Below are 22510 nucleotides of genomic sequence, written 5' to 3'. Positions count from 1 at the left end.
TGGACCTTCGGGTCGCCGTAGACCTCGGAGGTGGAGAAGAGGAGGAAGCGGGCGCGGTGCTTCTTGGCCAGGCCGAGGGCGTGGTGGGTGCCGTAGGAGCCGACCTTCAGCGTGTGCAGCGGCAGGCGCAGGTAGTCGATCGGCGACGCGGGCGAGGCGGCGTGGTAGACGAAGTCGACGGGCTCGTCGACGTAGAACGGCTCGACGATGTCCAGCTGCCGGAACTCGAACTCCGAGCCGCGAATGTGCTCGATGTTGTTCAGCGATCCGGTCTCGAGGTTGTCGGTGCAGATCACCCGGTGTCCGCGCGAGAGCAGCTCGTCGCACAGGTGAGATCCAAGGAACCCGGCGCCGCCGGTGACAAGACACGTGGCCATCAGGCAGCGCCCCGGCTCAAAGCCAGCGCCGCCGGGACGACCGCACCGCGGTGGTGACCAGCTCGCTGTGCGACGAGGGGCGCGTCGGCCGCTTGTCGGTACATACGGCTAACGGCGTGTTCCCAAGGCATCGAGGCGGAAGCAAACCAGATTGGGCAGCGTTGGGGAAGGGACCCTCGACCAGAGTCACCGACGTGACACAGGCGTCACCATCACAGCCCGTTTTTGGGGGCGGTTCGCCGCCGTTGGTGTGAAATGTGCGTTACCTCGTACGGGCCTGTGGCTGGAGCTCGCGGGACCGTCGAGGGGCTGCGTCCACGCGCCCCGCGAAGGGCAGATCGCGGCCGGCGCGCCGGCGTCAGCGCACGCCGACGCCCGGGGCGGCGGCGATCTCCCGGCGCGCGGCCGCGGCGGGGCCGCCCAGCAGCACCGCGGCGGCCGCGAGCCCGGCGTTCAGGGTGAGCCACATCGCGATCGCCACGAACAGGAGCATGGGTACATGCTCTTCCCAGCGCCGGTCGAGGACCGGTCGATACGGAATCGATCCCGTATCAATGTGTGCGCCGGCGCACCTAGTACGGGCCAGCGGTGTTGTCGGCCGGCGAGGCGGGGGCGGGCAGGGACGGCAGCGCTCCGGCGGTCAGCTCGCGTCGCCCCGCCGCCAAGTGGGCCACGACCGCGACGACGACTGCGTCGATGACGACCCAGGCGACGAGCAGCGCGGCGATCCAAAGCATGTCGCGAGTGCCCTTCCCCGGGAACGCCCCGCGATACACATTAGGGCGCAAGATCCCATTCACCGGATGGACCTTCGGCGCACCCGCTGCCGCCGCGGACGCTGCAAGCATGCGGCCCACCGTGGTCTCGCCCGTCCCGCTCCTGGCCACCCTCCTCGCCCAGGCCGGGGGCGGGTCCAGTGGGTTCTCCGGCGGGGGTGGCGGCGGGGGCGGAGGATCGCTCTCCGGGAGCGGATCGTCAGGCGATGGCGAGATCAGCAGCGGCGGCTACGTCATCGTGCTCATCATCGTCTTGGGCATGGCCGCCCTGGCGCTGTATCGCGTGTGGAAGCGACGCAAGGCCGATCAGGCCCGGACCGCGCGCGACGAGCAGGTGCGGCTGGCGGCCGCCGAGGCGGCGCAGGACGACGCGCTGTTCGACCCCGACTCGGTGGTCGCCGAGGCGCGCGACCTCTTCCTCGCCGTGCAGGAGGCCTGGGACACGCGCGACCGAGCGGCGATGGCGCACCTACTGGGGCCCGACCTGCTCGAGGAGTGGCGCCGGCGGCTCGACGACTTCGACAAGAAGGGCTGGCACAGCCGGGTCGTCGTGAAGGGCGATCCGGGGGTGCGGCTGATCGGGCTGGTCAACCGGGCGGCGGACGAGGACGACCGGATCGTCGTGTTCGTCGCCTGCGACATCCACTCGTGGGTGATCACCGAGGACGGCAAGAAGCGGTTCCGCGACGGCAACGACGGTCCGGAGCTCGCGTTGCAGCAGTACTGGACCCTCGGCCGCACCGACGACGAGTGGATCCTGCTCTCCATCGAGGAGGAGGCCGAGGGCCACCACCACCTGCACGGCGAGCTGATCGCGGTGCCCTCCGCCGACCCGACCCTCGCGGGCCGGAGCCGCACCGAGCTCGCCGTCGCCGACGCGGCGGGCCCGGCGGCCGAGATCGCCCAGCTCACGTCGACGACGTTCAGCCGCGACGCGCACGTCGCCGCGCTCGACCTCTCCCTCGTCGACGACCGCTTCAGCCCCGACGTGCTGACCGTCGCCGTCGAGGGCGTCGTCGCCGCGTGGACGGAGGCGATCGACGGGGACGACGCCGCCCTGGAGCGCCGCGCGTCGCCGGAGGCCGTGGGCGCGCTGCTTTACGGCGACGACGCGACCCGCACGGTGCGCACCGTCGTGCGCGGCCTGCAGGTGCGGACGGTGACGATCGGGACCCTCGACGGCCAGAGCGCGCCCCCGGCGATGGGCGTGGTGGTCGCCTACCGCGGTGCGTGGTACCGCGAGGACCGCGACACCCAGGCGGTGCGGGACGGGTCGCGCGATCGGGTCGTGTCGCGGGAGGAGCGCTGGACGCTCGCGCTCACGGACGACCGCGAGACGCCGTGGGTGCTGGTGGGTGCTGCGCCGGGCTGATCGGGTTCCGCCGCTCGTCCGAGCCGGCCTCTCCGTCTCGGCCTCGATGCCGACCATGCAACGCGCGGTCTCCCGGGTTCAAAGTTTCCATTAATCGCTTTTTTTGGAAACTTTGCGTAGGCTTCCCGTCGTGGGAATCGTCGACCGAAAGCTCGGGCTTCTGGATGCTCTGACCCGCCTTCGTCGGGCAGGACGCCTGCACCCCCACGACGACGACATCCGCGCGGTTCGCACCTTTCTCGAGGCCGAGCTCGGGCCCACCGTGTCGCGCCGCCTCGCTGCGCGATACCTCGGCGTCACGCACCCTGCACTCGCGCGCTGGATCGAATCCGGAGATCTCCCGGTGGTCTACACGCAGAGCGCGAAGACCGAAGTGCCCGTCGACGCGCTCCTCCAGCTGCACGAACACAGCGAGCTAGCGCGGCTCGGCCGTCGGCGCCACGTTCTGGAGCCCAAGGTTCTGGCCGACCGAGCGGCGGCATCGGCCTTGGACACCGGGCGGTTGCTGTCGCAGGCGGAGTTCGAGGAGGGCGGGCACGGCACACCGGAACGGCGGGCCCTCGCCTATCACCGCGCCGTCGCCGAGCGACTGCGGCGGGCCGACGTCACCGAGGCACGCCAGGTGCTCGCCCGCTGGCGATCGCAGGGCCGAGTCGCTGAGGAGTACGCCGCTCGATGGGAGTCGCTGCTCGCTCAACCGCTCCCGGTCATCCGTCGAGCGATCGGGGCGGACACCCAGGACGCGCGGGATCTGCGGCAGAACTCGCCCTTCGCGGGCATGCTCAGCGAAGCCGAGCGTCGGAAGATCCTCTCCGAGGTCCGGTGACCCATGCAACGTTCGGAGCTCGAGCACATCCTGGCCGCCGCCGCCCAAGTCGTGAAGTCCGACGTCTTCGTCGTCATCGGCAGCCAGGCGATCCTCGGGACCTTCGAAGACCCACCGGAGAGCCTCCTGCAATCCATGGAGGCCGACATCTACGTCCCGGACGCCCCCGAGAAGTCCGACCTCATCGACGGCGTCTTCGGAGACGGCTCGAACTTCCACCTGGCGTTCGGCTTCTACGCCCACGGGGTTGGCCCCGAGACCGCAAAGCCCCCTCTTGGTTGGCAGGACCGCCTGGTACGGCTCGAGATTCCCCCGCGGCCCGGTTCCACCGTCTCCGCTACCGCGCTCTGCCTCGAGATGCACGACCTGGTGCTGTCGAAGTGCTACGCCTGCAGGGAACGGGATTGGGACTACGCGCGTGACACCATGCGTGCTGGTCTGGTCGATCGCGACACGCTTCTTCGGCGGCTCCCCACGATGCCGCTCGACGCCGAACGCGAGCGCCTGATTCGTCAGATGCTCATGGGGATGTGACCCCACCGACGCGGGTACATCGGACCGTCCTGCTCAGGGACGACGGCGAGGTGCCGTGCCGCCCGGTCGCAGCAGCGCCCGCGCGATGAGCACCCACCCCGCCCCCACGAGGTAGCCCGCCACGACGTCGCTGGGCAGGTGGGCGCCCGTCCACACGCGGCTGGGGCCCATCAGCACCACGAACCCGAGGGCGAGGACGACGAGGTCGCGCCTGCCCCGCTCCCACGCCAGCCACGCGAGCGCGCCCGCCAGACCGACGGCGTAGGCCACGTGTCCGCTGGGGTAGTTGGCGCCGTGGTCGGCGTGCGTCGCCTCCCACAGCGGCGTCGGGCTGAGCAGCACCTTCAGCAGGGCGTTCGGGACGACCACCGCGCTCCCGAGGGCGACGAACGCCGCGGACCGCAGCCCGAGCCCGCGCCAGACCAGCGCGACCGCGGGCCCCACCACGAGGACGGCGAACAGCGGCTTGCCGAGCAGGTCGAAGAGCACGCCCACGTCGCGCCACGGCTGCGGGCGGGGAGGCCACGGCTCGAACCGCAGCGACCAGCGATCGCCCGGCAGCGGACCCACGAGCTCGAGCCAGAGGCGCAGGAGCAGGACGGCGGCGAGGCACGCCGCGGCGGAAGCCAGGAGCCGGCGCACCGGCGGATCGTATCCCCGACCGGCCTCAGCCCTCGCGGGCCGTCAGCACGGAGTAGAAGCGGTCGTCCTCGCCGCTGCGCGCCGGCAGGCGGTACGAGACGACGTCGATCTCGCGCACCGTGCCGTCCCGGGCGGGCACCCGCAGCAGCACGTGGGCGCGGCCGTGGGCGATGACCGTCCGGCGGATCCACGAGAAGCCCGGGGACGAATCGCCCGGGTCGTCCAGGACCAGCGCCAGCTCGTCCGGCGTGCGGTCCAGCAGCCCGTAGACGAGGTCGCTGGCGTGCACCAGGCCGCCGGACTCGCGCGTGATCAGCCAGGCGGTGGGCCGCAACTCGATCCAGGCGTCCGCGTCGTCGGCCTCGGCGCGCGCCGACTCCTCCGGCCGCGGATCCGGGGGCGTCGGCTGTGGTCCAACGGGACCCGGCAGGCCCGCCGGCTCGTCCACCAGCCGCAGCACGCCGTCGACGACCTCGAGGGTCGGGCACGGCTCCGGGGCCGCCGGCGCACGCCACGTCTCGCCCGCGCCGATGCTCCCGGCGGTGGATGCCGCGGGCGGCGGGCGGCGGATGGGCCGCAGGGGATGTCCGTCGTCAGCGATCACGGTCGTCCGCCGATCTATCGGCGGGACGCGGCGGGGCTGAGCCGGTGATCCGTCCGTCGCCCGCCCCGCCGCGGGCCCTCACAACCGCTCGCTGAGCAGCGAGAGGTACGACCGCTTGACGCCCGGCACCGCCGGCAGCGGGTGCGACAGTACGTGGACGCGCCGCGAGTCGCCGTCGGGCAGCGGCACCTCGACGTCGGACTCGACCGTGCCGTCGTCGGCCACGACGCGCCCGCCGCTCTCCACGCGCCGCAGCACCTCGGCCTTGTCGCGGAACAGCTCGCGCAGCTCCTCGCTCGACCGGCCGAGAAGCTCGCACGCCGGGCCGCTGGCGAAGAGCAGGTCGCGGTCGCTGCAGGTGACGACCCAGGCGTCGGACAGCGCGTCGAACAGCACGCCCTCGGCGCCCGGCCACGACGCGTCGGACGGCGAGCGCCGCTCGGCCGGCCCCCACGCCGCCGTCAGGACCGTCTCGACCACGACCCGCAGGATCGAGATCGCGCCGAGCGTCGACTCGGCCGCCGACCGGATCAACGCCGGGTCGGGGCCGTCCTCCCCCGCGTCCAACACCTCGGCGAGGTCGCCGTGCACCGTGTAGAGCAGCTGCAGGACCTCCTCCGAGATCTGGTCCGCCAGCGCCCGCCGCGCCGCGAGCTGACCGCCTGCCCCGTCCCGTGCCGCCACCGTTCCCACGTTCACCGCATGCCCCTCTCGGATCCTCGTCCCGCCCCACGCACCCACGTCTCTTCGAGGCCTACGGGAGGGTCCCCCGCTCCGGATGCCGCCGATACGGCTCCTGGACCGGTGTTCGGTCGGCGCCGACCACGACGCGGGATCGAGCCTTGACCGTAGAACCCCGTACACGGCGCGCGGCTCCCGCCGGATGATCCTGCCGCCCCGCCGCCGTACGTTCCGGGCATGACTCCCCGACTACCCCTCGCCCACGAGACCTGGTTCGTCCACGACGACGTCGGCGCCGACTGGGGCTTCGTGTTCCAGGCCGCCACGATCGGCATGCTCGTCGCGGCCCTGCTCATCACCCTCGCCGTGCGGTTCGTCGCGGCGCGCTGGTGGTCCGGCGTCGAGGTCCCCGCCGTCGCGCACCTCGCCGACTGGACCCCGTTCATCCTGCGCATGCACCTCGGCGTGTCGCTCGTCGGGCTCTTGTCGCTCGGCGCGTTCCTCGCCCCGCCGATGGAGCTGGCGTGGGACGTGCCCAGCGTGCTGCTCGGCGCGGTCGTGCTCGTCCTCGCGATCCTGTTCTTCGCCGGCTGGCGCACCCGCGAGGTCGCCATCGCCCTGATCCTGGCCGGCCCGATCGCGATCCTGCAGTACGGCCCGCTCGAGATCGTCCAGCGCATCGATCTGCTCGGCTGCGCGGCGTTCCTCTACTACACGGGCGCCGGCCGCTGGTCCGTCGACCACGAGCGCGGCCACGCCCGCGAGCTGACCCCGCTCACGATCGCCCAGGCCGCCTGGGTGCTGCGCGTCGCCGTCGGCGTCTGCCTGATCATCGTCGCGTTCAACGAGAAGCTCGCCCAGCCCGACCTGGCGCTCAAGTTCCTCGCGGAGTACCCGCACTTCAACGTCTTCCGCGAGCTCGGCCTGAACGTCACCGACCTGCAGTTCACCCGGATCGCCGGGGCCACCGAGGTCTTCTTCGGGCTCATGCTGATCTCGGGCGCCATGCCCCAGGTGGGCGTGGTGGCGATCGGCATCCCGTTCAACCTGACGCTGTTCTTCTTCGGCGACGTCGAGCTGCTCGGGCACCTCCCGATCTACGGCACGATGGTCGTGATCCTCATCCTCGGCTGCTCCGACCGCACCCGCCGGCTGCTCAGCCTGGCGTGGCCGTCGCGCCGCGCCGTGCAGCGCGCCACCGCCCAGGCCGACGCGTTCGACCGCGACCACGCCCGTCGGCCGGGTCCGGTGGCGGGGGTGACCCCGGAGGGCGGCACGGCCTGAGGCGCGGCGCGGCCCGCCCCGCCGGCACCCCTATCGTGGAGCGCGCCATGCCCGAACCGACCGTCCGTCCCGCCCAGCCCCGAGAGCGCATCGAACGGCCCGTCGTCCTCGTGCCGTTCGACCGCTCCGCCGACGCGGAGGCCGCGATCCGCGAGGCCGCCCGGCTCGTGCCCCACGCCGCCATGACGGTGCTCGCCGTCTGGCGGCCCAGCGGCGAGCGACCCGCGGACCCCGAGCGGGGTGCCGTCGCGTCGCGGACGGACGAGGAGGAGCAGGAGCTCGCGCTCGCCCGGGCGACCGTCGGCGCCCGCCACGCGGCAGCCGCCGGGGTGGCCGCCACGCCGCGCGCCGCCGCGGCGACGGACGCCGTCGCCATCACGATCCTGACCGTCGCCGACGAGCTCGACGCCGATCTGATCGTGCTCGGCGGCCACGGACGCGAGGGCGAGCGCTACGCCCGCCTGGGCCCCACCGTCCGCGGCGTCCTCGAGGGCACGGGCCGCCCCGTCCTCGTCGTCGCCGGTCCGGACGTCCCCCACCACGACGACCCGGCCGCGCCGGGCCGCCACGGCGCGACCGCCTCGGCCGCGTGGGTGCCGCGCACCCCGGAGGACGAGCGCGACGGCACCGCCTGAGCGGCGGCAGGTGCACCGCGCCGCCGCGGTGAGGACGGGCGCGCCCCCGTCCGCCGTCGAGGTGCCGCCGCGGCCCGCGCCCCGCCGACGTCCAGGACGTCAGCGGAGGCGACGGACGAGCTCCGCGCCCGCCACGCGGAGGTTCGCCAAGCACGCGTCCTGCTCGAGGCGTGGATCGACGTCACCGTCCCGGGGCGCGAGCAACGCCCCGAACTCCGCCGAGAGGCCCGTGCGTGCGGCGACGAACCGGGCGGCGCGCTCGTGGCGTTCGATCTCGGCGACGGCGACCCGCCTCCGGTTGGCGGCACCGTCCAGGAGCGTGCGCTCGTGGGCCCGAACCCTCGCGATCTCCTCGTCGTGACGGCGGGCGACGGCCGCCAGCGCCTCGAGGAGCCGCCCCACCGCCGCGGCCGCCTCCGCCGCCGGACGGCCGGAGTGCCCCGGCCCGCTCGCGCTCGGCCACCGGGACACGTCGGGCAGGCGCACGACGAGCCCCGGATGGGCCGGCCACCGCCATCCGCCCCGTGCGTCCCAGAGCTGGATCACGCACACCGGCGCGCCGGCCGCGGCGGTCCCCGGCCGCACGCGCCGGTGGACGAGGTCGACGCCCGGCGCACCGGTAGGCACCTCGACGAGGAGCGGTCGGACCCCGGACCGGTCCCCGGAGCACACGTCGCGCAGAGCAGCGCGGTCCCGGGCCCGGAGACCCCCGGGAAAGTCGAGCAGGACCAGGCGTGCGGGCCGAGCAGCCGTCCGTGCCCGGCCGACCGCCCGCATCAGAGCCGTTCGGTCGTGCACGACGACGACCCCCGGGGCCGCGGTCGCGCCCGGCCGCAGGCCGCGCCGGCACGGGTCGTGCACGATCACGTCCGTGGCCGCCGCGGACGCCGCGATCAACGCCTCGGCGACGGCGAGCACCTCGCGACGCCGGCCGCGGTCGTCGCCGACGACGAGCTGCAGGCCGCCTCGAACGCCGACGGGCACCAGCACCGGAGCACGTACGGGGTCGGTGGCCTCCGTGAACCGTCGCACGCGCACCTCACCGATGGGCACGAACTCCGGGGGCGCCCCGTTGCCGGCGGCCGTGGCCGCCCGGCCCTCGACGTCCGCGAGCAGCCCTTGCAGCAACGCGGCGCCGTGCTCAGCCGCCCCCGCCGTGCGCGCCATGACCGCGGCGTGCCCACGCACGCAGCGCGACCGGGCCGCGACGGTCGCGTCGCGCGCCTCGCGGGCCACCACGGCCCGGGCGATCCGCGCCTGCTCGGCCACCGCCTCGAGGAGACGCAGGACACGAGCGTCGTCCCCGGACGATGCCGGCCCAGTCGACGGGTCGGGTGCCGACGCAGTACGCACTGCGGGCAGCGTACAGCGGTACGCGGCGCGAACAGATGTCCTGCGCCAAGGGGCCGCGAGCCTGCGGCGTCGGCGTCTGGAGGCGGACGAAGCCCGCTGCCGGCGAGCACCCCGGAACCCCCTGAGGCGGCGTAGCCTGCTGACCTCGCCGGCTGAGCCACCTGCCCTCGGGCACCTCCGCCGTGACGCCGCTGGGTCGCTGATACCGGTCCGCTACCCGACTGCAACCGGGACCCCCCGTCTCACCTGCGATGGTGAAGGTGCGAACGACGTCCTTCGGGCGACGGCCGTACCAGCGGTACGAAGGATGTCGGTCGGGGGCCCGCCTCTCAACGGGGGCGGCCCTCCTCGATTCCGGCCTGGCCGGCGGCCCAGCGCGCCGCGGCCTCGCGCCGGCCACCACGCGCCGCGGACCGGCGCCCCTCGTCCTCAGTGCGCCGCGGCCTCGCGCGCCGGCGTCGTCCGCCCCGCGGCGTCCCGCGGCCGCGCGACGCCCGCGAGCCCGAGGATCGTCCCGGCCTCGACCTTGGCCCCGTCGGCGATGATCACGTGGTCCGCGACCCGCACCGCGTCGCCGAGGGTGGCGCCCTCTCCGATCACGCAGTCGCGCAGCACCGCGCCGGCGCCGATCCAGGCCCCCGGCAGCAGCACCACGCGGTCGAGCGTGGCGCCCGCGCCGACGAAGGCACCCTCGGCGACCACGGTTCCGGCGCCGATCCGCGCGTCGGGACCGACCCGGGCGCCCGACGCGACGTGCGCCCCCAGTGCCACCTCGGCGGTGTCGTCCACGTGCGCGCCCGCCGCCACGGGGCAGCCCGCCAGCCGCTCGAGGGTCTCCGTGCGGACCGCGCCGTTCAGCACGTCGCCGACGCCCTGCACGTAGCGCTGCGGCGTGCCGATGTCCATCCAGTACGCGCCCTGGTGCACGAAGCCGAAGAGCCCCTCCCCGACCAGCCGCGGCCAGACCTCCCGCTCGATGGAGACCTCGCGGCCGGCCGGGATCAGGTCGAGCACGTCGCGCTCGAGCACGTAGGCGCCCGCCGAGATCAGGTCGGTGTCGATCTCCTCCGGCTTCGGCTTCTCGAGGAACCCGCGAACGCGGCCGTCGTCCTCGAGCCGCACCAGGCCGTAGGCGCTCGGGTCCTCCACGGGGACGAGGGCGAGCGTGGCCCGCGCGCCCGTCTCCTCGTGCGCCCGCAGCTGCGCGGTCAGGTCCATGTCGGTGAGGACGTCGCCGTTGATGAGCACGAAGCGGTCCTGCAGGTACTCCTCGGCCATCTTGAGCGCGCCGGCGGTGCCGCGCGGTTCGGGCTCGAAGACCCAGGTGACGTGGACGCCGAAGGCCGAACCGTCGCCGATGGCCTCGACCACGGCGTCGGAGCGGAAGCCGCAGCAGAGCACGACGTCCGTCAGGCCGTGGCGGGCGACCCACTCGAGCGCGTGCCCGAGGAACGGCCGGTCGACCACGGGGACGAGCGGCTTGGGCCGATCGGCGGTGAGGGGGCGTAGGCGGGTGCCCTTGCCGCCGACGAGGATGACTGCCTGCATCTGATCCGTCCTGACGTGTCCGATTGACCCGACACCCTGCGGCGCCGATGGTGGGGTATCGGTGTTCGCCACCAGAACCTGAGCCTTGCAACGCGTTTCGCAACGTCCGTCCAGATTCCGGGCGCCCAGCGTCCAGCGGGCGATCCGAAGGGCGTACGGGTGCGGGAACGCGGGGCGGGGCGGACGTCAGGCGCGGGGCGCGGGCCGTGCGCCGCGTGCGTCGGGCGCGAGGCGAAGGCCCCTAGAACGCGCGACGGCCGCGTTCGCAGTGCGAACGCGGCCGAGGTTGCGTGGTGCCCGGGCCGTCCCCCGACGCCCGGATCACCTTCTCGACGGCACGTGCGACGCCCCCGCGCCGCTCGGTCGTTCGGCCCTGCGGGCCGTGGCCCGGTGCCGAACGCAAGTCGAGAATCTCTCTGAACCCCGACCCGCCGCTAGCGGCTCGCCGGTGTTCATGGAGAGGACTTTGGAGGCCTTCGGCGTCGATTCGGGCTCGGGTTCGTACCAAGTCGGTATCGACGGGTGCACCGTTCCGAAACACGGTTTTCACGCGGGCCGGCACCGGGTATGCGGTGTCCGCCATATGCTCCACCCGCGGTCGAACGAGCCCCCGTCGCCGACCACGCCGTCCATCCCCAGTTGAGAGGCGCCGTGTTGTCCCATTCCGACGAGGTCCCCACCCCCGTGCACGACCAGGGCTCCGTGCCCGGAGGCCGGTCCCCCCTGACCGCCCGCGAGATCGAGATCGTGACCCTCGTGGTCGACGGCCTGACCAACCCCGAGATCGGCAAGCGCCTGCACATCTCTTCGCGCACCGTCCAGTCGCACGTGGCCGCGGCGATGCGCAAGCTCGAGGCGCGCTCGCGCACGCAGCTGGCGGTCATCGCCCTGCGAGCGGGCGTCGTGCCGCTCGAACCCCTGGGCTGACGGGGTCGCGCGGCCGGGCAGGGCGGGGCGCGGCGGAACGCGGCGGGCCGCGCGGGCGGCCGGGCTCGGCGGGCGGGCGCGGCGGGCGGGTCGAGGCCGATCGGTGTCGTCAGGCGACGCGAATCCGCCTCACCACCCGCGGTGCGGGGCCGGCGGAAGGGGTCGAGGCCGATTGGTGTCGTCAGCCGACGGGAATCCGCCTCACCACCGGCGGCAGCCACCCGGTCGAGTGGTGCGCCTCCCCCCCCCGCCGCGCCGCGCACGCGAGGCCGGCGGAACTCCGCCCGAACCCCGCCGCGGTCCGCCACCTGGCCCAAACGGACGTTCGGTCTAGGACCAAGCTCGTACCGCGACGAACGGGCGCGACGAAACGCCCGAGATCCGTCAGGAGCCGTCGCTACGGAGCGTAGGAACGAGTGACGACGTCCCCCGTCACCCGTCCAGAAACCGAGCTCCCGATGCGCACCACCCCACGGCCGCGGCACCACATCAATCCCGTCGCCTTCGCGCTCCTGCGTCCTGCCCTGCGCTTCTCCTACACGCGGGAGGCGTACGTCCTGCGGGTCGTCGGCAACCACCGCGGCCCGGTCTTCGTCCGTACGCGCCCCGCGGATCCGCAGCTCCCGCGCGATCAGCCGGGGCACGCGGAGACGCACGCGCCCTCCGACCCGCCGCAGGCGGATACCGAGCGGCAGCCGCAGGCCCGAGCGGACTGACGCCCCCAACGTGCCCGCGTTCACAAAACTGGACATTCGGCAGGTATTCGTCACAACATTGAAGCTCGGGCGAAAGGGTTTCGATACGGAGGGAGAACACTGTCCCGTGCAGCGGGACACGATGCCTCGCCTCTGCCATGAGCACCCACGACTCCTCTTCTCCTCTTCGCCCCGGTCCCGACGCGTTCCACGTGGACGAGGCCGCGCCCGGTGGGGCGCCCTCGGCGGCGACGATCGCGGGGCTGCTCTCCGCGGCGCAGCGGCTGACCGCAGAGCTCGCGTCCACGCAGATCGCGGTCCAGGAGCTGACCACGGAGATCGCCCGGGCCGGCCTGCGCGCAGAGGCGCCCGCCCCGAAGCCCGCCGCTCCGGCCCCGGCCCCGGTGGCCCGTGATGCCGCCGAGGACGCCGCCCCCAACCTGCCGCCCCGCCGCGGCGACCACGCCGTGATCTCCCCCGCCCCGACGGAGACGCCCGCGCGCCCCGCGCCCGCGCCGTCCGTCGCCGCCGCGCCGCCCATCGCCGCCGCTCCGCCCATCGCCGCCGTGCCGCCCGCGGCCCCGCAGCACGCCGCCCCGGCCCCGCAGTACGCCGACCCGGTCCCGCACGCCGCTCCGGCCCAGCACGCCGCGTCGGCCGCCCAGCACGCGGCCCCGGCGCAACCGGCCGCCCCGACACCGCACATCGCCCCGGCCCCGCCCGTCGCCGCCCCGTTCGGCGAGGCTCCCACCCCGGCACCCCAGGCCGCCGGCCCGGGCGTCCTCTCGGGCGCCACGCCGCTACCGGCCGAGCCGCCCATGCGCCAGCAGGCCGCCCTCCAGCACCGGGGACCGTCGCTCGAGCGGCAGCCCGGCATGGCCGACGTCTTCGACCGCGCGCCGGCCCCGTCGCCCGGCGTGATCACCGAGCTGTCCCCGTCCGCGGGCGCGCGGCCCGTGCACGAGGGCTCCTCCGGCCGGTCCGGCTCGCCCTTCGACGGCCCCGACCACGCCTCGAGCCTGGCCGACGTGCCGCTCCTGAGCGCCGGCTCCGTCGACGTGCTCGTCGGCCCGGTCACGAGCCTCGCCGACCTCGACGCGCTGCAGGGCCGGATCCTCGAGCTCCCGGGCGTCGAGGCCGCGACCGTCACCGCCTTCGAGGGCCACGACGTCCTCATGAGCGTCGACCTCGACCGCCCGCTCCCGCTCGCCAGCATGCTGCGCACCGAGCTGGGGCGCGACGTGGCGTCCTGCCGCCTCGTCGAGGGCCGGATCGTCGTGACCTTCGTCCACCGCGGGAGCGCTACGTGAAGGCGCTGATCACCGCGGTGGTCGTCGCCCTGCTCTTCGCCCTCTTCTTCACGGTGTTCCTCGTGGCGCCGGCGATCGTGATCCTCGTGGCCTACTTCGGCATGACCTGGCACCACAAGCGGCTCTCGCGCAAGGCGAAGGCCCGGGCGGCCGCCCGGCCCGCCGTCGAGCCCGCCGGCAAGCCCGAGGGGGCCCCGGCGTGAGCCGCCCACTGCGGATGGCACCCAACCCCGGCGACGAGGGCCCGACCTCGCTCGCCGAGGCGTGGGCCCGACGCGCCGCGCAACAACACGGGCTCGCGTACGTCGACCTCTCGCAGCGCGAGATCGGCCCGCTCGTCAGCCAGCTGCTGGACGAGGCCACCTGCCGCGACCTGCTCGCCCTGCCCATCGCCCTGCGCGACGGCGTGGTGACCGTGGCGGTCGCCAACCCGCAGCACCCCGACCTCGAGGACCGGCTGCGCATGCGGCTCGGGCACCCCGTCCGGCTCGAGGTCGCCCCGGGCGACGCGCTCGAGCAGGCGATCGACGAGCGCTTCGAGATCCCCGTCCCGGCGCCCACGGACCGCCCGCGCCGGCAGTCCATGCTCGGCGACGTGCTGATCGCGCAGGGTGCCGTCAGCGCCGCGCAGGTCGACACCGCGCTGCACGACCAGGGCGCCACCGGCGCCCGCCTCGGCGAGCAGCTGCTCCACGACGGCCTGCTCGACGAGGCGCAGCTGCTGCGCGCGCTCTCCGAGCTGCACGGCATCGTCGCCGTCGACCTCGGCGCGATCGAGCCCGAGGCCGAGGCGCTCGAGCAGATCCCCGAGCCGCTGCAGCGCGAGCTGCGCATCGTGCCGCTGCTCGTCCGCGGGTCCGTCCTCTGGATCGCCACGCCCGACGTGCTCTCGCCGGACGCCCGCGCGCGGATCCAGGCGACGACCACGCTCGAGCCGCGCGAGCTGCTCGCGCAGGCCAGCGCCATCGACCTGCTGCAGCAGCGGATGAACCGCGAGTCCTACTCGCGCACCGCCACCTCGCTCCTGCGCGAGACCACGCCGGACGACTCCGGCCACGTCGTGTTCACGAAGCCCCAGATCGGCTTCTTCGTGCTCCTCGGCATCGCGATCGCGGTCAACGCCGTCTTCTGGCCGATCATGACCGTCACGGTCCTCGTCGGCATCCTCGGCATCTTCCACCTGGCCGTGTCGCTCTACAAGCTGCGGCTCGTGCTCGGCAGCCTCGGCGCCCACGCCGGCATCCACGTGACGGAGGAGGAGGTCGCGGCCCTCGACGACACCGAGCTGCCCGTCTACACGATCCTCGTCCCGCTGTTCCGCGAGGCCGCGGTCGTCCCGCAGCTCGTCCGCGGCGTGCACAGCCTGGACTACCCGATGCACAAGCTGGACGTGCGCCTGCTCTGCGAGGAGGAGGACGACGAGACGATCGACGCGATCCGCTCCCTCGACCTGCCGCCGCACTTCCACCTCGTCATCGTCCCGACGAGCCTGCCGCAGACGAAGCCGAAGGCCTGCAACTACGGCCTGCTGCAGGCCACGGGCGAGATCACGGTGATCTACGACGCCGAGGACCGCGCCGCACCGGACCAGCTCAAGCGCGCGATCGCCGCGTTCCGCAAGTCGCCGGAGACCGTCGCCTGCATCCAGGCGAAGCTCAACTACTTCAACTCCGAGCAGAACCTGCTGACGCGCTGGTTCACCACGGAGTACTCCATGTGGTTCGACCTCATGCTCCCCGGCCTGGACAGCGCGAACGCGCCGATCCCGCTCGGCGGCACGTCGAACCACTTCAAGACGGCCGAGCTGCTCAAGCTCGGTGCGTGGGACCCGTACAACGTGACGGAGGACGCCGACCTCGGCATCCGCCTGCACAAGGCCGGCCTCTCCACCGCCGTCATCGACTCGACGACGTACGAGGAGGCCAACTCGGACCTCCCGAACTGGATCCGCCAGCGCTCGCGCTGGATCAAGGGCTACCTCCAGACGTACCTCGTGCACATGCGCAACCCGGTGCGGCTGTGGCGCCAGATGGGGCCGAAGGGCTTCATCTCGTTCCAGCTCGTCATCGGCGGCACGCTGACGTTCCTCATCAACCCCATCTTCTGGGGTCTGACGACGCTCTTCACGCTCACGCAGTGGGACGTGATCCGGCAGCTCTTCCCGGGCTTCGTCTTCTACGCCGCCATCGCGCAGCTCGTGATCGGCAACTTCGTCTTCATCTACGCGAACATCGCGGGCACGATCCACCGCGGGTACTTCCGCCTCGTCCGCCACGCGCTGTTCTCCCCGATCTACTGGGGCTTCATGTCGATCGCCGCCTGGAAGGGCTTCTGGCAGCTGATCGTCAACCCCTTCTACTGGGAGAAGACGGAGCACGGGCTCGACGCGAGCCACCATGAGACGCCCGCGGCCGCGCCGCAGGTCGGCGCCGGGAAGAGCTCGTGAGCGTCGACGCGCCGCAGCTGCCCGTCCCGTCGCGCCCCGTCGCGCGGCTGCTGCCGGCCGCGCCCGCGCCGCCCGAGCCGGTCGACGGTGGCGAGTCGCACCGCCGCCCCGACGACGTCCCGGCGCCCGTCGAGACGCGGCGGTTCGAGACCCTGCTCGTCTTCCTGTTCGCCTGGGCCGTGTTCGCCGCGATCGGCTACCGCGCCGTCGTGATGCAGCACATCGTCCCCTCGGACGCGATGAACCTCATGAGCCGCGCGTTCTACGTGTGGCACAACGACCCGGCCAAGCTCGCGGCCGTCGGCTTCACCGGCCCGCCGCTGCAGACCGTCGGCCTGCTGCCCTTCGCGATCGTCAAGCCGCTGGCCTCGGGGCTCGTCGCGCTGCCCATCGCCTCCGGGTTCTGGGGCGCGCTGACGCTGACGATGCTCCACCGCACCATGGCCCGCTGCGGGATCCCGCTGCTGCGGCGCGTGGCGATGACCGTGCTGATCGCGCTCAACCCGCTCTGGCTCTTCTACGCCGGCGTCGGGATGCCGGACATGATCTACCTGGCCGCGCTGGCCGCGACGATCTACTTCGTCTTCACCTGGATCGTCGAGGACCAGCCACGCTTCGTCGCCGGTGTCGGGCTCGGGCTCGCCCTCATGGCGATGTCGCGCTTCGGGTTCATCTGGTGGGCGCTCGCCGTCGCGGTCGTCGCCAGCGTGGTGCTCGCGGCCCGCAACGCCGACAACGACGAGCGCGAGGGCCTGCTCGTCACCATGCTCGCCCCGATCGCCGCCGCGCTGCTGATCTGGGTGCTGGCGTGCGTGATGATCACCGGCGAGCCGTTCGGCTGGGTGCTCGACGCGCAGCCCTTCGGCGGCGTCAGCTCCGACAGCCGCACGCAGCCGGCCGACGCCGAGGCGGTCCTCAAGAGCCTCGGAGAGCTGCTCCTCGGCGTCGCGCCCGTGGCGCTGCTCTCGCTCGTCGGGCTCGTGTGGCGGCGCTCGCAGGACGACGACCGCATCGCCGGCGGCCAGCTGTTCCTGCTCGTCACGGGCGTGCTCGTGGTCGTCGGCAACGCGCTCATCCACGACGACGTCTCGCTGCTCACGATCCGCTCCGCGCTCCCGCTCATGGTCCTCGGCATCGCCGCCGCGGCCTGGCTCGTGCGCACGCACGGCGGGATCGGGCAGTTCATGGCGTTCGCCGCGCTGATCGCCGCGATCCCGATCGCCGCCCTGGCGATGGACCGCTACCCGTACCAGAACCTCGAGCAGGCGTTCGTCCGCGGCGTCCTCACGCAGCAGGACCAGGAGGGCACGTCGTCCCGCGGCGGCTACTCCGTCGGCGTCGGCCCCGAGCAGCGGATGGCCGCGTTCATCAAGGTCCTCGCGGGCACGCGGGGCAACTCCGTCCTGGCCGACAACGCCACCACCGGCGGCGTGATCCTGTTGACGGGCCGCCCCGAGGTGTTCCTCGACCGTGTCGACCAGGGCGACGGGCCGTTCCTGCGCGTGCTGCGCAACCCGTGGGGCAAGGTCGACTACATCGTCGTCGCCCGCGGCGCGAAGGACGGCAGCATCAACGAGCTGTACCCCAAGGCCGCCGCCGGGGGCCAGCCCGGCCTGCAGCGCGTCTTCGCGGCCGGCCGCTACGTGCTGCTCTCCGTGGCCGGCACCGACCCCAAGATCGCGGCCAAGAAGGCCCAGGACGCCATGGACGCGGCCGCCGCGGGCAACGGCGCCGGCGGGACGACGGGCGGGACCGGGGCGACCGGCACGCCGGGCGCCACCGGAGCCACCGACGGCGCCGAGGGCGCGACCGGCTCGACGGGTGGAGCCGGCGCGGCCGCCGACCCCGGCACGTCATCGTCCGACGGGACCGCCGCCACCCCCGGTACCTCCGCGGGCGACGCGGACGCGGCCGGGCAGGACGAGACCGCCCCGGCCGACGATGCGGGCACCGACGGCCTCGACGCCCCGATCCTCACCCCCGTTCCGTGACCCCGCTCCTCCGCACCGCCGCGGCGCTCGCCGCGGCCGGCACCACCCTCGCGCTCGCGGCCTGCGGCACGGCCGAGCCCACGAAGACCGTGACCGTCGGCGGCACGCCCGCCGCGCGCACGGCGGCCACGGGCGCCGCGGCCGGCGGCGCCGACCTCGGCGGACGCAACCCGTTCGACAGCTCGAGCCCGTGGAACGCCCAGGTGCAGAGCCTGCCCGCCGACCCGAACTCCGCCGCGATGATCCGCGTGTCGGCACGCCAGCCCGTCGACGAGTCGGAGCAGACGTACCTCCAGAGCCGCCTGACCCGCCGCAACCTGGCGATCAACCTGACGGGCTGGGCGCCCGGCGTCTACGGCGTCGGGAACGGCTCGCCCGTCAAGCTCATCTGCCGCCAGAGCCGCTGCGGCAAGGTCGGCGACCCGCCGCCCGACACGCTGCGCCTCGGCTCCGACGCCGTGCCGGACCCCGGCCACGACGGCTGGCTCGTGCTCGTCGACGAGGCGAACAAGACCGTCTGGGACCTGTGGCGCGCCCGGCGCGCCGGCAACACGCTGTCGTACGCGTTCGCCCGCAAGTGGCGGCTGGACGGCAGCGGGGTCGGCCCCGTGTCGGCGACCCTCGCCGACCGCACGCCGAGCATCCGCGGCTCCGGCCTGCCGATGCTGGCCGGCCTGATCCGCCCGCGCGAGCTGCGCGCCGGCCGGATCCCGCACGCGCTGGCCATCGCGATCCCGGGGCCGGCGTCCGACGTCTTCGTCGCGCCCGCGTCCACCACCAACGGGCTCGCGAGCCGCACGAAGGCGATCCCGGAGGGCGCGCGGCTGCGCCTGCGCGGCGAGGCCCTGACCCGCCTGCAGCGCAGCGCGAGCACCAGCCGCAGCCGCAACCCGGGCGCCCTGACCGTCGCTCAGGCGCTCTACACCTACGGTGCGATCGTCGTCGACCGCGCCAACGCCCCGACCCTCTACGCCCAGCGCAACGGCAACTACGTCGGCTACCTGCGCGAGAACGCGCTGAGCGAGCTCAAGCTCACCGACTTCGACGTGCTCCCGCTCGGCCGCCGGCGCACCGATTCCGCCGCCCCGCCGGAGGCCAAGTGATGCGCTCCTCCCGCCGCGCGCTCCCCGTCTCGCTCCTCGCCGTCTCGGCCCTCGCCGCCGCGGGCTGCGGGGTCGACACGAGCGCCGACATCGTCCGCGACGACCAGCAGGCCGTCTCCGCCCGCGAGGTCCGCGAGAAGCAGGACGCCGCCGCGGTCGCCAGCCGCCGCGCCGCGCTCCCGACCCGCGACGGCGACGAGCTCGCCGTCTCCGTCCGCCGGCCGCGCACGATCGTCGACAACGCCGTTCGCAGCGTGCGCAGCAGCGGCACCGCCACGTCGTTCCGGGTGACCGTCAACACACCCGACGAGGGCTTCTCCGACCTCTGCGCCGGCCGCACCGACCTGCTGCAGAGCGCCCGCCGGATCACGGGCGCCGAGCTCGCGCAGTGCGAGGCCAACGGCCTGCAGGTCGAGCAGCCGATGATCGTCGCGTACGCGACCGCCGTCCTCGTCACGCAGAACGGGCAGGACATCGGCGGCGACTGCCTGACCCTCGGCGGCGTGCGCTCCCTGCTCGCCCGCGGGTCGAGGGTCAGGGGCTGGCAGCAGATCGGGTTCGGCAACCACCCGTTCTCCGTCGGCGCCCTGCCGACCCCCGACACGGTCAACCTCGTGCTGGGCACCGTGGCGCTCGGGCGCCCCGTCGGCACGACGGTCCGCGCCGACTTCCGCGACGACCTCGAGACCTACTCCACGGAGAACCGGCTCAGCCGCTTCGTGACCAACGAGGACCGGCTCGAGGCCCTCGACGCGGCCCAGAGCTCGTACGAGGAGCGCCTGGCGACCCAGCGCCGCGCCGCGAGCTCGGCCACCGTCCGGCGCGCCGAGGCGGCCGCGGCCCGCAAGGTCGTCGCCCAGATCGAGGTCGAGAACCGCCGCCGCCGCGCGGAGCGGGTCACCGTCGCGGACCCCGAGGCGCTCGAGGCCCGCAACGCCCGCCGCGTGAACGCCGCCAAGCGCGCGGCGCGCCGCGAGGCCGAGCGCACCGTGCGGCAGACGATCCGCCGCGCCGGCGAGACGTACCGCCAGGAGCGCCTCGCCGCCGCGCTGGCCCCCGGCCGTCTCGCCGTCGTGTCCTACCCGTTCTACGAGTCCCACAGCGACGTGCTGCGTCCGCTCGAGATCGACCCGCGACGTCGCGCCTCCGGCACCGGCCGGCCCGACTGCCGGTTCCCGTCGCAGCAGACGATCGTCAACGGGACCTACCCCCTCACGCTGCCCGTCTACCTGTACGGCGACCTACGCACCATGCGCGGCGCCGCCGCCCGCGGGCTGCTGACGCGGCTGTTGGACCGCAACGCCTCGCTGGCCCGCGACCGCAACCTCGCCGGACTGTCGGCGAACACCATCACCCGCTACCGCCGCCTGTTCAACCTGCCGACGCCGTCCGCGACGACCACGGACCCGGGGTCGGCCCCCGTCCCGTCCCCCGCCGCGCCGTCCGCCCCGAGCGGCGGCATCCCCGGCATCAACTCCCCGAGCGCTCCGTGATCCCCCACGTGCCCCCCGCAGCGGCCTTCGCCGCCGACCCCCGCCAGGCCCGCCGGTGAGCGTGCGGCGTCGCCTCCCCCGGGCGGCAGTCGCGGTCACCCTCCTCGCGCTGCTCTGCGGCTGCGGGGGCGTGAAGCCTCCCGCGTCCGCCTCAGAGGGCCCGCCGCCGCCCGGCGTGGCCGCCGCCCCCGGTCCGTCCGGCAGCCGTGACGGTGCGGGCCCGGCGCCCTCCCGCCCGGCCACCACGCCGGTGAGCGCGCCGACGCGCCGCTGGCCGTCGACCCTGCAGATCGGGCTCGTCGACCCCGAGGACGGCGCGAAGGCGCTGGGCGCCCGCGCCCCCTTCGGCGTGCGCTGGCACTACCTCTCCGGCGGGGCCGGCACCGAGGGCTCGTGGGACGCGTGGCGCACCGGCGACGGCTCGTTCGCCACCGCCTACGCCAAGGACTCGCTCGCCAACGACACCGTCCCGTTCCTCTCCTACTACGTCCTGCAGGAGACGCCGCCGGCGGCGCAGGAGGAGAAGGAGCCGCAGAAGGTCCTGAAGGGCCTGGCGGACCCCACCACCATGAAGGCCGTCGTCGCCGACCTGCGCCTGGCCCTCACGCGGCTGGGTCAGTCGACGGCCGACGGCGGCGGCGCGGGCGGCCGGGGCGGGCGGGCCCCCGTCCTGCAGGTCGAGCCGGACCTGTGGGGCTACGTCCAGCAGGAGCGCGGCGACGTCGACACGACGACCCAGATCCAGGGCACCGACCCCGCGGCCGCCGGGCTGCCGAACACGCTCACCGGGTTCGCCCAGCTCGTGAGCCGGATCCGCGACCAGGTCGCGCCGGACGTGCTGCTCGCCTACCCCGTGAGCATCTGGGGCACGAACAAGGACATCGTCGGCTCGGACCCCGACGCCGCCCAGATCCGCACGATGGCGGCGTCCTCCGTCCGCTTCTGGCGCGCCCTCGGCCGCCCGTTCGACGTCATGACGTTCGAGTACGCCAACCGCGACGCCGGCTACCAGGAGCAGGTCGACGGGGTCGCCCGCGCCGACGCCTGGTGGACCCGCGACAACTACGCCCGCCACGCCGAGTACGTCTCGCTCGTGCTGCGGGCGACGGGGCGCGCCGGGATCCTCTGGCAGGTCCCGCCGGGCAACACGGTCTCGAAGGTCATGACGGACAAGCCGGGCCACTACCGAGACGACAAGGTCCAGACCCTCCTGGGCCGCAAGGGCCGCCCGCTGCTGAAGGCCTACCGCGACGCCGGTGTCGCCGCCGTCCTCTTCGGCTCGGCGTTCCCCAACGACACCTGCGCCTGCGTCCGCAGCGACCTCTACGCCGGCAAGGGCCCCGACGACGGCGGCTACCTCGCCCGCCAGGTCACGCGCTACGTCCAGGACGGGCCGCTGAAGCTACGGCGGGTTCCGGGGCGCGCGGCGCGGTAGGGCGCGGGCGCGGGCGACGCGGTAGGGCGTGGGGAGGCAGGCCGGCGTGCGGGCGAACCGCGGGGTGGGCCGACACCGAGCGTCTGTGTAGTGGTTTGCCACCTCTGAGGTGGCAAACCACTACACAGACGCGCTCGCGTCCGCCTCGCCCCTCCCCGAGCCGGCCGCGCGCGAACCCACGGGGTGCGCCGCCGCCCACGCCTCGATCGCCCCGGACTCCGCAATGACCTCGTCGTCGTCCGTGACCAGCACCGGGACGGTCGTGCTCCCGGTCAGCCGCCGGACCTCGCGGCGTCCCTCGGTGCGGTTGAAGAGCGCGTCGGGCAGCAGCCGGAGCCCGCGGGCCTTGACGACCTCGGGGTCGTGGCCGGCCTCGCGCAGCGCCCGGTACGCCTTGCCGCACGGGTGGAAGCCGTCGCCGATCGGCCCGACCGAGGTGTTCCAGCAGACGTAGAGGCGCATGGGGGCGAGGCTACCC

General features: G+C 74.1%; 23 protein-coding genes. 14 read left to right on the top strand and 9 right to left on the bottom strand.

Translation table 11 applies throughout. The features are described from left to right. The 3 genes from F593_RS27230 to F593_RS30160 all read right to left on the bottom strand — a co-directional run. Nucleotides 1-377: NAD-dependent epimerase/dehydratase family protein (locus F593_RS27230; protein WP_033208818.1), on the bottom strand; the 377-nt coding region annotated here is incomplete at its 3' end. A gap of 358 nt (nt 378-735) precedes the next feature. Continuing rightward, nucleotides 736-870, bottom strand: coding sequence for a hypothetical protein (locus tag F593_RS31155; RefSeq protein WP_022930661.1), 135 nt, complete (start codon nt 868-870; stop codon nt 736-738). 79 nt (nt 871-949) lie between these two features. Then, complete coding sequence (locus F593_RS30160; protein ID WP_022930660.1) at nt 950-1114, bottom strand: hypothetical protein; 165 nt, start codon at nt 1112-1114, stop codon at nt 950-952. 109 nt (nt 1115-1223) lie between these two features. Here F593_RS30160 and F593_RS0120715 point away from each other — a divergent pair, with 109 nt between their 5' ends. The 3 genes from F593_RS0120715 to F593_RS27220 all read left to right on the top strand — a co-directional run bounded on the left by F593_RS0120715 (nt 1224) and on the right by F593_RS27220 (nt 3885). After that, nucleotides 1224-2525 carry a TIM44-like domain-containing protein gene (locus tag F593_RS0120715; RefSeq protein WP_022930659.1) on the top strand — a complete coding sequence of 434 codons (1302 nt, stop codon included), beginning with the start codon at nt 1224-1226 and terminating at the stop codon, nt 2523-2525. A 130-nt stretch (nt 2526-2655) separates the two neighbouring features. Continuing rightward, entirely contained in the window at nt 2656-3351 is a 696-nt protein-coding gene (locus F593_RS28970) for a hypothetical protein (RefSeq protein WP_022930658.1), read from the top strand. Nucleotides 3352-3354: 3 nt separating this feature from the next. Next, complete coding sequence (locus F593_RS27220; RefSeq protein WP_022930657.1) at nt 3355-3885, top strand: DUF6036 family nucleotidyltransferase; 531 nt, start codon at nt 3355-3357, stop codon at nt 3883-3885. Nucleotides 3886-3918: 33 nt separating this feature from the next. Here F593_RS27220 and F593_RS28965 read toward each other — a convergent pair whose 3' ends face one another. From F593_RS28965 to F593_RS0120690, 3 genes are all read right to left on the bottom strand, one after another. Then, a complete protein-coding gene (locus F593_RS28965; protein ID WP_022930656.1) occupies nt 3919-4527 on the bottom strand; it encodes a phosphatase PAP2 family protein in 609 nt (202 codons plus the stop codon). Nucleotides 4528-4552: 25 nt separating this feature from the next. After that, the gene (locus F593_RS0120695; protein ID WP_022930655.1) at nt 4553-5131 is read right to left on the bottom strand and encodes a hypothetical protein; all 579 of its coding nucleotides are present in this window, start codon (nt 5129-5131) and stop codon (nt 4553-4555) included. Between the two features lie 78 nt (nt 5132-5209). After that, complete coding sequence (locus tag F593_RS0120690) at nt 5210-5830, bottom strand: nitrogen regulation protein NR(II) (RefSeq protein ID WP_022930654.1); 621 nt, start codon at nt 5828-5830, stop codon at nt 5210-5212. Nucleotides 5831-6049: 219 nt separating this feature from the next. Here F593_RS0120690 and F593_RS0120685 point away from each other — a divergent pair, with 219 nt between their 5' ends. Further along, nucleotides 6050-7096 carry a hypothetical protein gene (locus tag F593_RS0120685; RefSeq protein ID WP_022930653.1) on the top strand — a complete coding sequence of 349 codons (1047 nt, stop codon included), beginning with the start codon at nt 6050-6052 and terminating at the stop codon, nt 7094-7096. A 47-nt stretch (nt 7097-7143) separates the two neighbouring features. Next, entirely contained in the window at nt 7144-7731 is a 588-nt protein-coding gene (locus F593_RS27210) for a universal stress protein (RefSeq protein ID WP_022930652.1), read from the top strand. Nucleotides 7732-7830: 99 nt separating this feature from the next. Here the strand turns inward: F593_RS27210 and F593_RS0120675 are convergent, their stop codons facing one another. Next, nucleotides 7831-9000 (bottom strand): hypothetical protein, encoded by a 1170-nt coding sequence (locus tag F593_RS0120675; protein WP_022930651.1) that lies wholly within the window; start codon nt 8998-9000, stop codon nt 7831-7833. 513 nt (nt 9001-9513) lie between these two features. Further along, nucleotides 9514-10632, bottom strand: a complete 1119-nt coding sequence (locus F593_RS27205; protein ID WP_022930650.1) for a nucleotidyltransferase family protein — start codon at nt 10630-10632, stop codon at nt 9514-9516. Nucleotides 10633-11283: 651 nt separating this feature from the next. Here F593_RS27205 and F593_RS0120665 point away from each other — a divergent pair. From F593_RS0120665 to F593_RS0120625, 9 genes are all read left to right on the top strand, one after another. Continuing rightward, nucleotides 11284-11559 carry a response regulator transcription factor gene (locus tag F593_RS0120665; protein WP_169449235.1) on the top strand — a complete coding sequence of 92 codons (276 nt, stop codon included), beginning with the start codon at nt 11284-11286 and terminating at the stop codon, nt 11557-11559. Between the two features lie 458 nt (nt 11560-12017). Further along, nucleotides 12018-12275, top strand: coding sequence for a hypothetical protein (locus F593_RS0120660; protein WP_022930648.1), 258 nt, complete (start codon nt 12018-12020; stop codon nt 12273-12275). Between the two features lie 137 nt (nt 12276-12412). Next, on the top strand, nt 12413-13564 hold the full coding sequence (locus tag F593_RS0120655; RefSeq protein ID WP_157252038.1) for a hypothetical protein: 1152 nt from the start codon (nt 12413-12415) through the stop codon (nt 13562-13564). After that, on the top strand, nt 13561-13767 hold the full coding sequence (locus F593_RS0120650; protein ID WP_022930646.1) for a hypothetical protein: 207 nt from the start codon (nt 13561-13563) through the stop codon (nt 13765-13767). Before F593_RS0120655 ends, F593_RS0120650 begins: the two co-directional genes overlap by 4 nt. Next, nucleotides 13764-16010: a GspE/PulE/PilB domain-containing protein gene (locus tag F593_RS27200; protein ID WP_157252036.1), complete on the top strand. Its 2247-nt coding sequence runs from the start codon at nt 13764-13766 to the stop codon at nt 16008-16010. Before F593_RS0120650 ends, F593_RS27200 begins: the two co-directional genes overlap by 4 nt. Next, nucleotides 16007-18001, top strand: a complete 1995-nt coding sequence (locus F593_RS30685; RefSeq protein ID WP_022930644.1) for a hypothetical protein — start codon at nt 16007-16009, stop codon at nt 17999-18001. Before F593_RS27200 ends, F593_RS30685 begins: the two co-directional genes overlap by 4 nt. Beyond that, nucleotides 17998-19104, top strand: a complete 1107-nt coding sequence (locus F593_RS0120635; protein ID WP_022930643.1) for a hypothetical protein — start codon at nt 17998-18000, stop codon at nt 19102-19104. The genes F593_RS30685 and F593_RS0120635 overlap by 4 nt, the downstream gene beginning before the upstream one ends. Next, entirely contained in the window at nt 19104-20597 is a 1494-nt protein-coding gene (locus F593_RS0120630) for a type 2 periplasmic-binding domain-containing protein (RefSeq protein WP_022930642.1), read from the top strand. Before F593_RS0120635 ends, F593_RS0120630 begins: the two co-directional genes overlap by 1 nt. A 250-nt stretch (nt 20598-20847) precedes the next feature. Further along, the gene (locus F593_RS0120625; RefSeq protein WP_157252034.1) at nt 20848-22032 is read left to right on the top strand and encodes a hypothetical protein; all 1185 of its coding nucleotides are present in this window, start codon (nt 20848-20850) and stop codon (nt 22030-22032) included. Between the two features lie 120 nt (nt 22033-22152). Here F593_RS0120625 and F593_RS0120620 read toward each other — a convergent pair whose 3' ends face one another. Then, entirely contained in the window at nt 22153-22494 is a 342-nt protein-coding gene (locus F593_RS0120620; RefSeq protein WP_022930640.1) for a glutathione S-transferase N-terminal domain-containing protein, read from the bottom strand. Between the last annotated feature and the right edge of the window lie 16 nt (nt 22495-22510).

Origin of the sequence: Patulibacter americanus DSM 16676 (assembly GCF_000420025.1) — a bacterium.
Classification (GTDB): domain Bacteria; phylum Actinomycetota; class Thermoleophilia; order Solirubrobacterales; family Solirubrobacteraceae; genus Patulibacter; species Patulibacter americanus.
This window is presented reverse-complemented; position numbering and strand designations above follow the sequence as displayed.

What these genes read in the sequence shown, in the direction of transcription:
- F593_RS31155 (WP_022930661.1), bottom strand. Translation starts at nt 870, where the DNA reads ATGCTCCTGTTCGTGGCGATCGCGATGTGGCTCACCCTGAACGCCGGG.
- F593_RS30160 (WP_022930660.1), bottom strand. Translation starts at nt 1,114, where the DNA reads ATGCTTTGGATCGCCGCGCTGCTCGTCGCCTGGGTCGTCATCGACGCA.
- F593_RS0120715 (WP_022930659.1), top strand. Translation starts at nt 1,224, where the DNA reads ATGCGGCCCACCGTGGTCTCGCCCGTCCCGCTCCTGGCCACCCTCCTC.
- F593_RS27220 (WP_022930657.1), top strand. Translation starts at nt 3,355, where the DNA reads ATGCAACGTTCGGAGCTCGAGCACATCCTGGCCGCCGCCGCCCAAGTC.
- F593_RS0120685 (WP_022930653.1), top strand. Translation starts at nt 6,050, where the DNA reads ATGACTCCCCGACTACCCCTCGCCCACGAGACCTGGTTCGTCCACGAC.
- F593_RS27210 (WP_022930652.1), top strand. Translation starts at nt 7,144, where the DNA reads ATGCCCGAACCGACCGTCCGTCCCGCCCAGCCCCGAGAGCGCATCGAA.
- F593_RS27205 (WP_022930650.1), bottom strand. Translation starts at nt 10,632, where the DNA reads ATGCAGGCAGTCATCCTCGTCGGCGGCAAGGGCACCCGCCTACGCCCC.
- F593_RS0120660 (WP_022930648.1), top strand. Translation starts at nt 12,018, where the DNA reads ATGCGCACCACCCCACGGCCGCGGCACCACATCAATCCCGTCGCCTTC.
- F593_RS0120655 (WP_157252038.1), top strand. Translation starts at nt 12,413, where the DNA reads ATGAGCACCCACGACTCCTCTTCTCCTCTTCGCCCCGGTCCCGACGCG.
- F593_RS0120630 (WP_022930642.1), top strand. Translation starts at nt 19,104, where the DNA reads ATGCGCTCCTCCCGCCGCGCGCTCCCCGTCTCGCTCCTCGCCGTCTCG.
- F593_RS0120620 (WP_022930640.1), bottom strand. Translation starts at nt 22,494, where the DNA reads ATGCGCCTCTACGTCTGCTGGAACACCTCGGTCGGGCCGATCGGCGAC.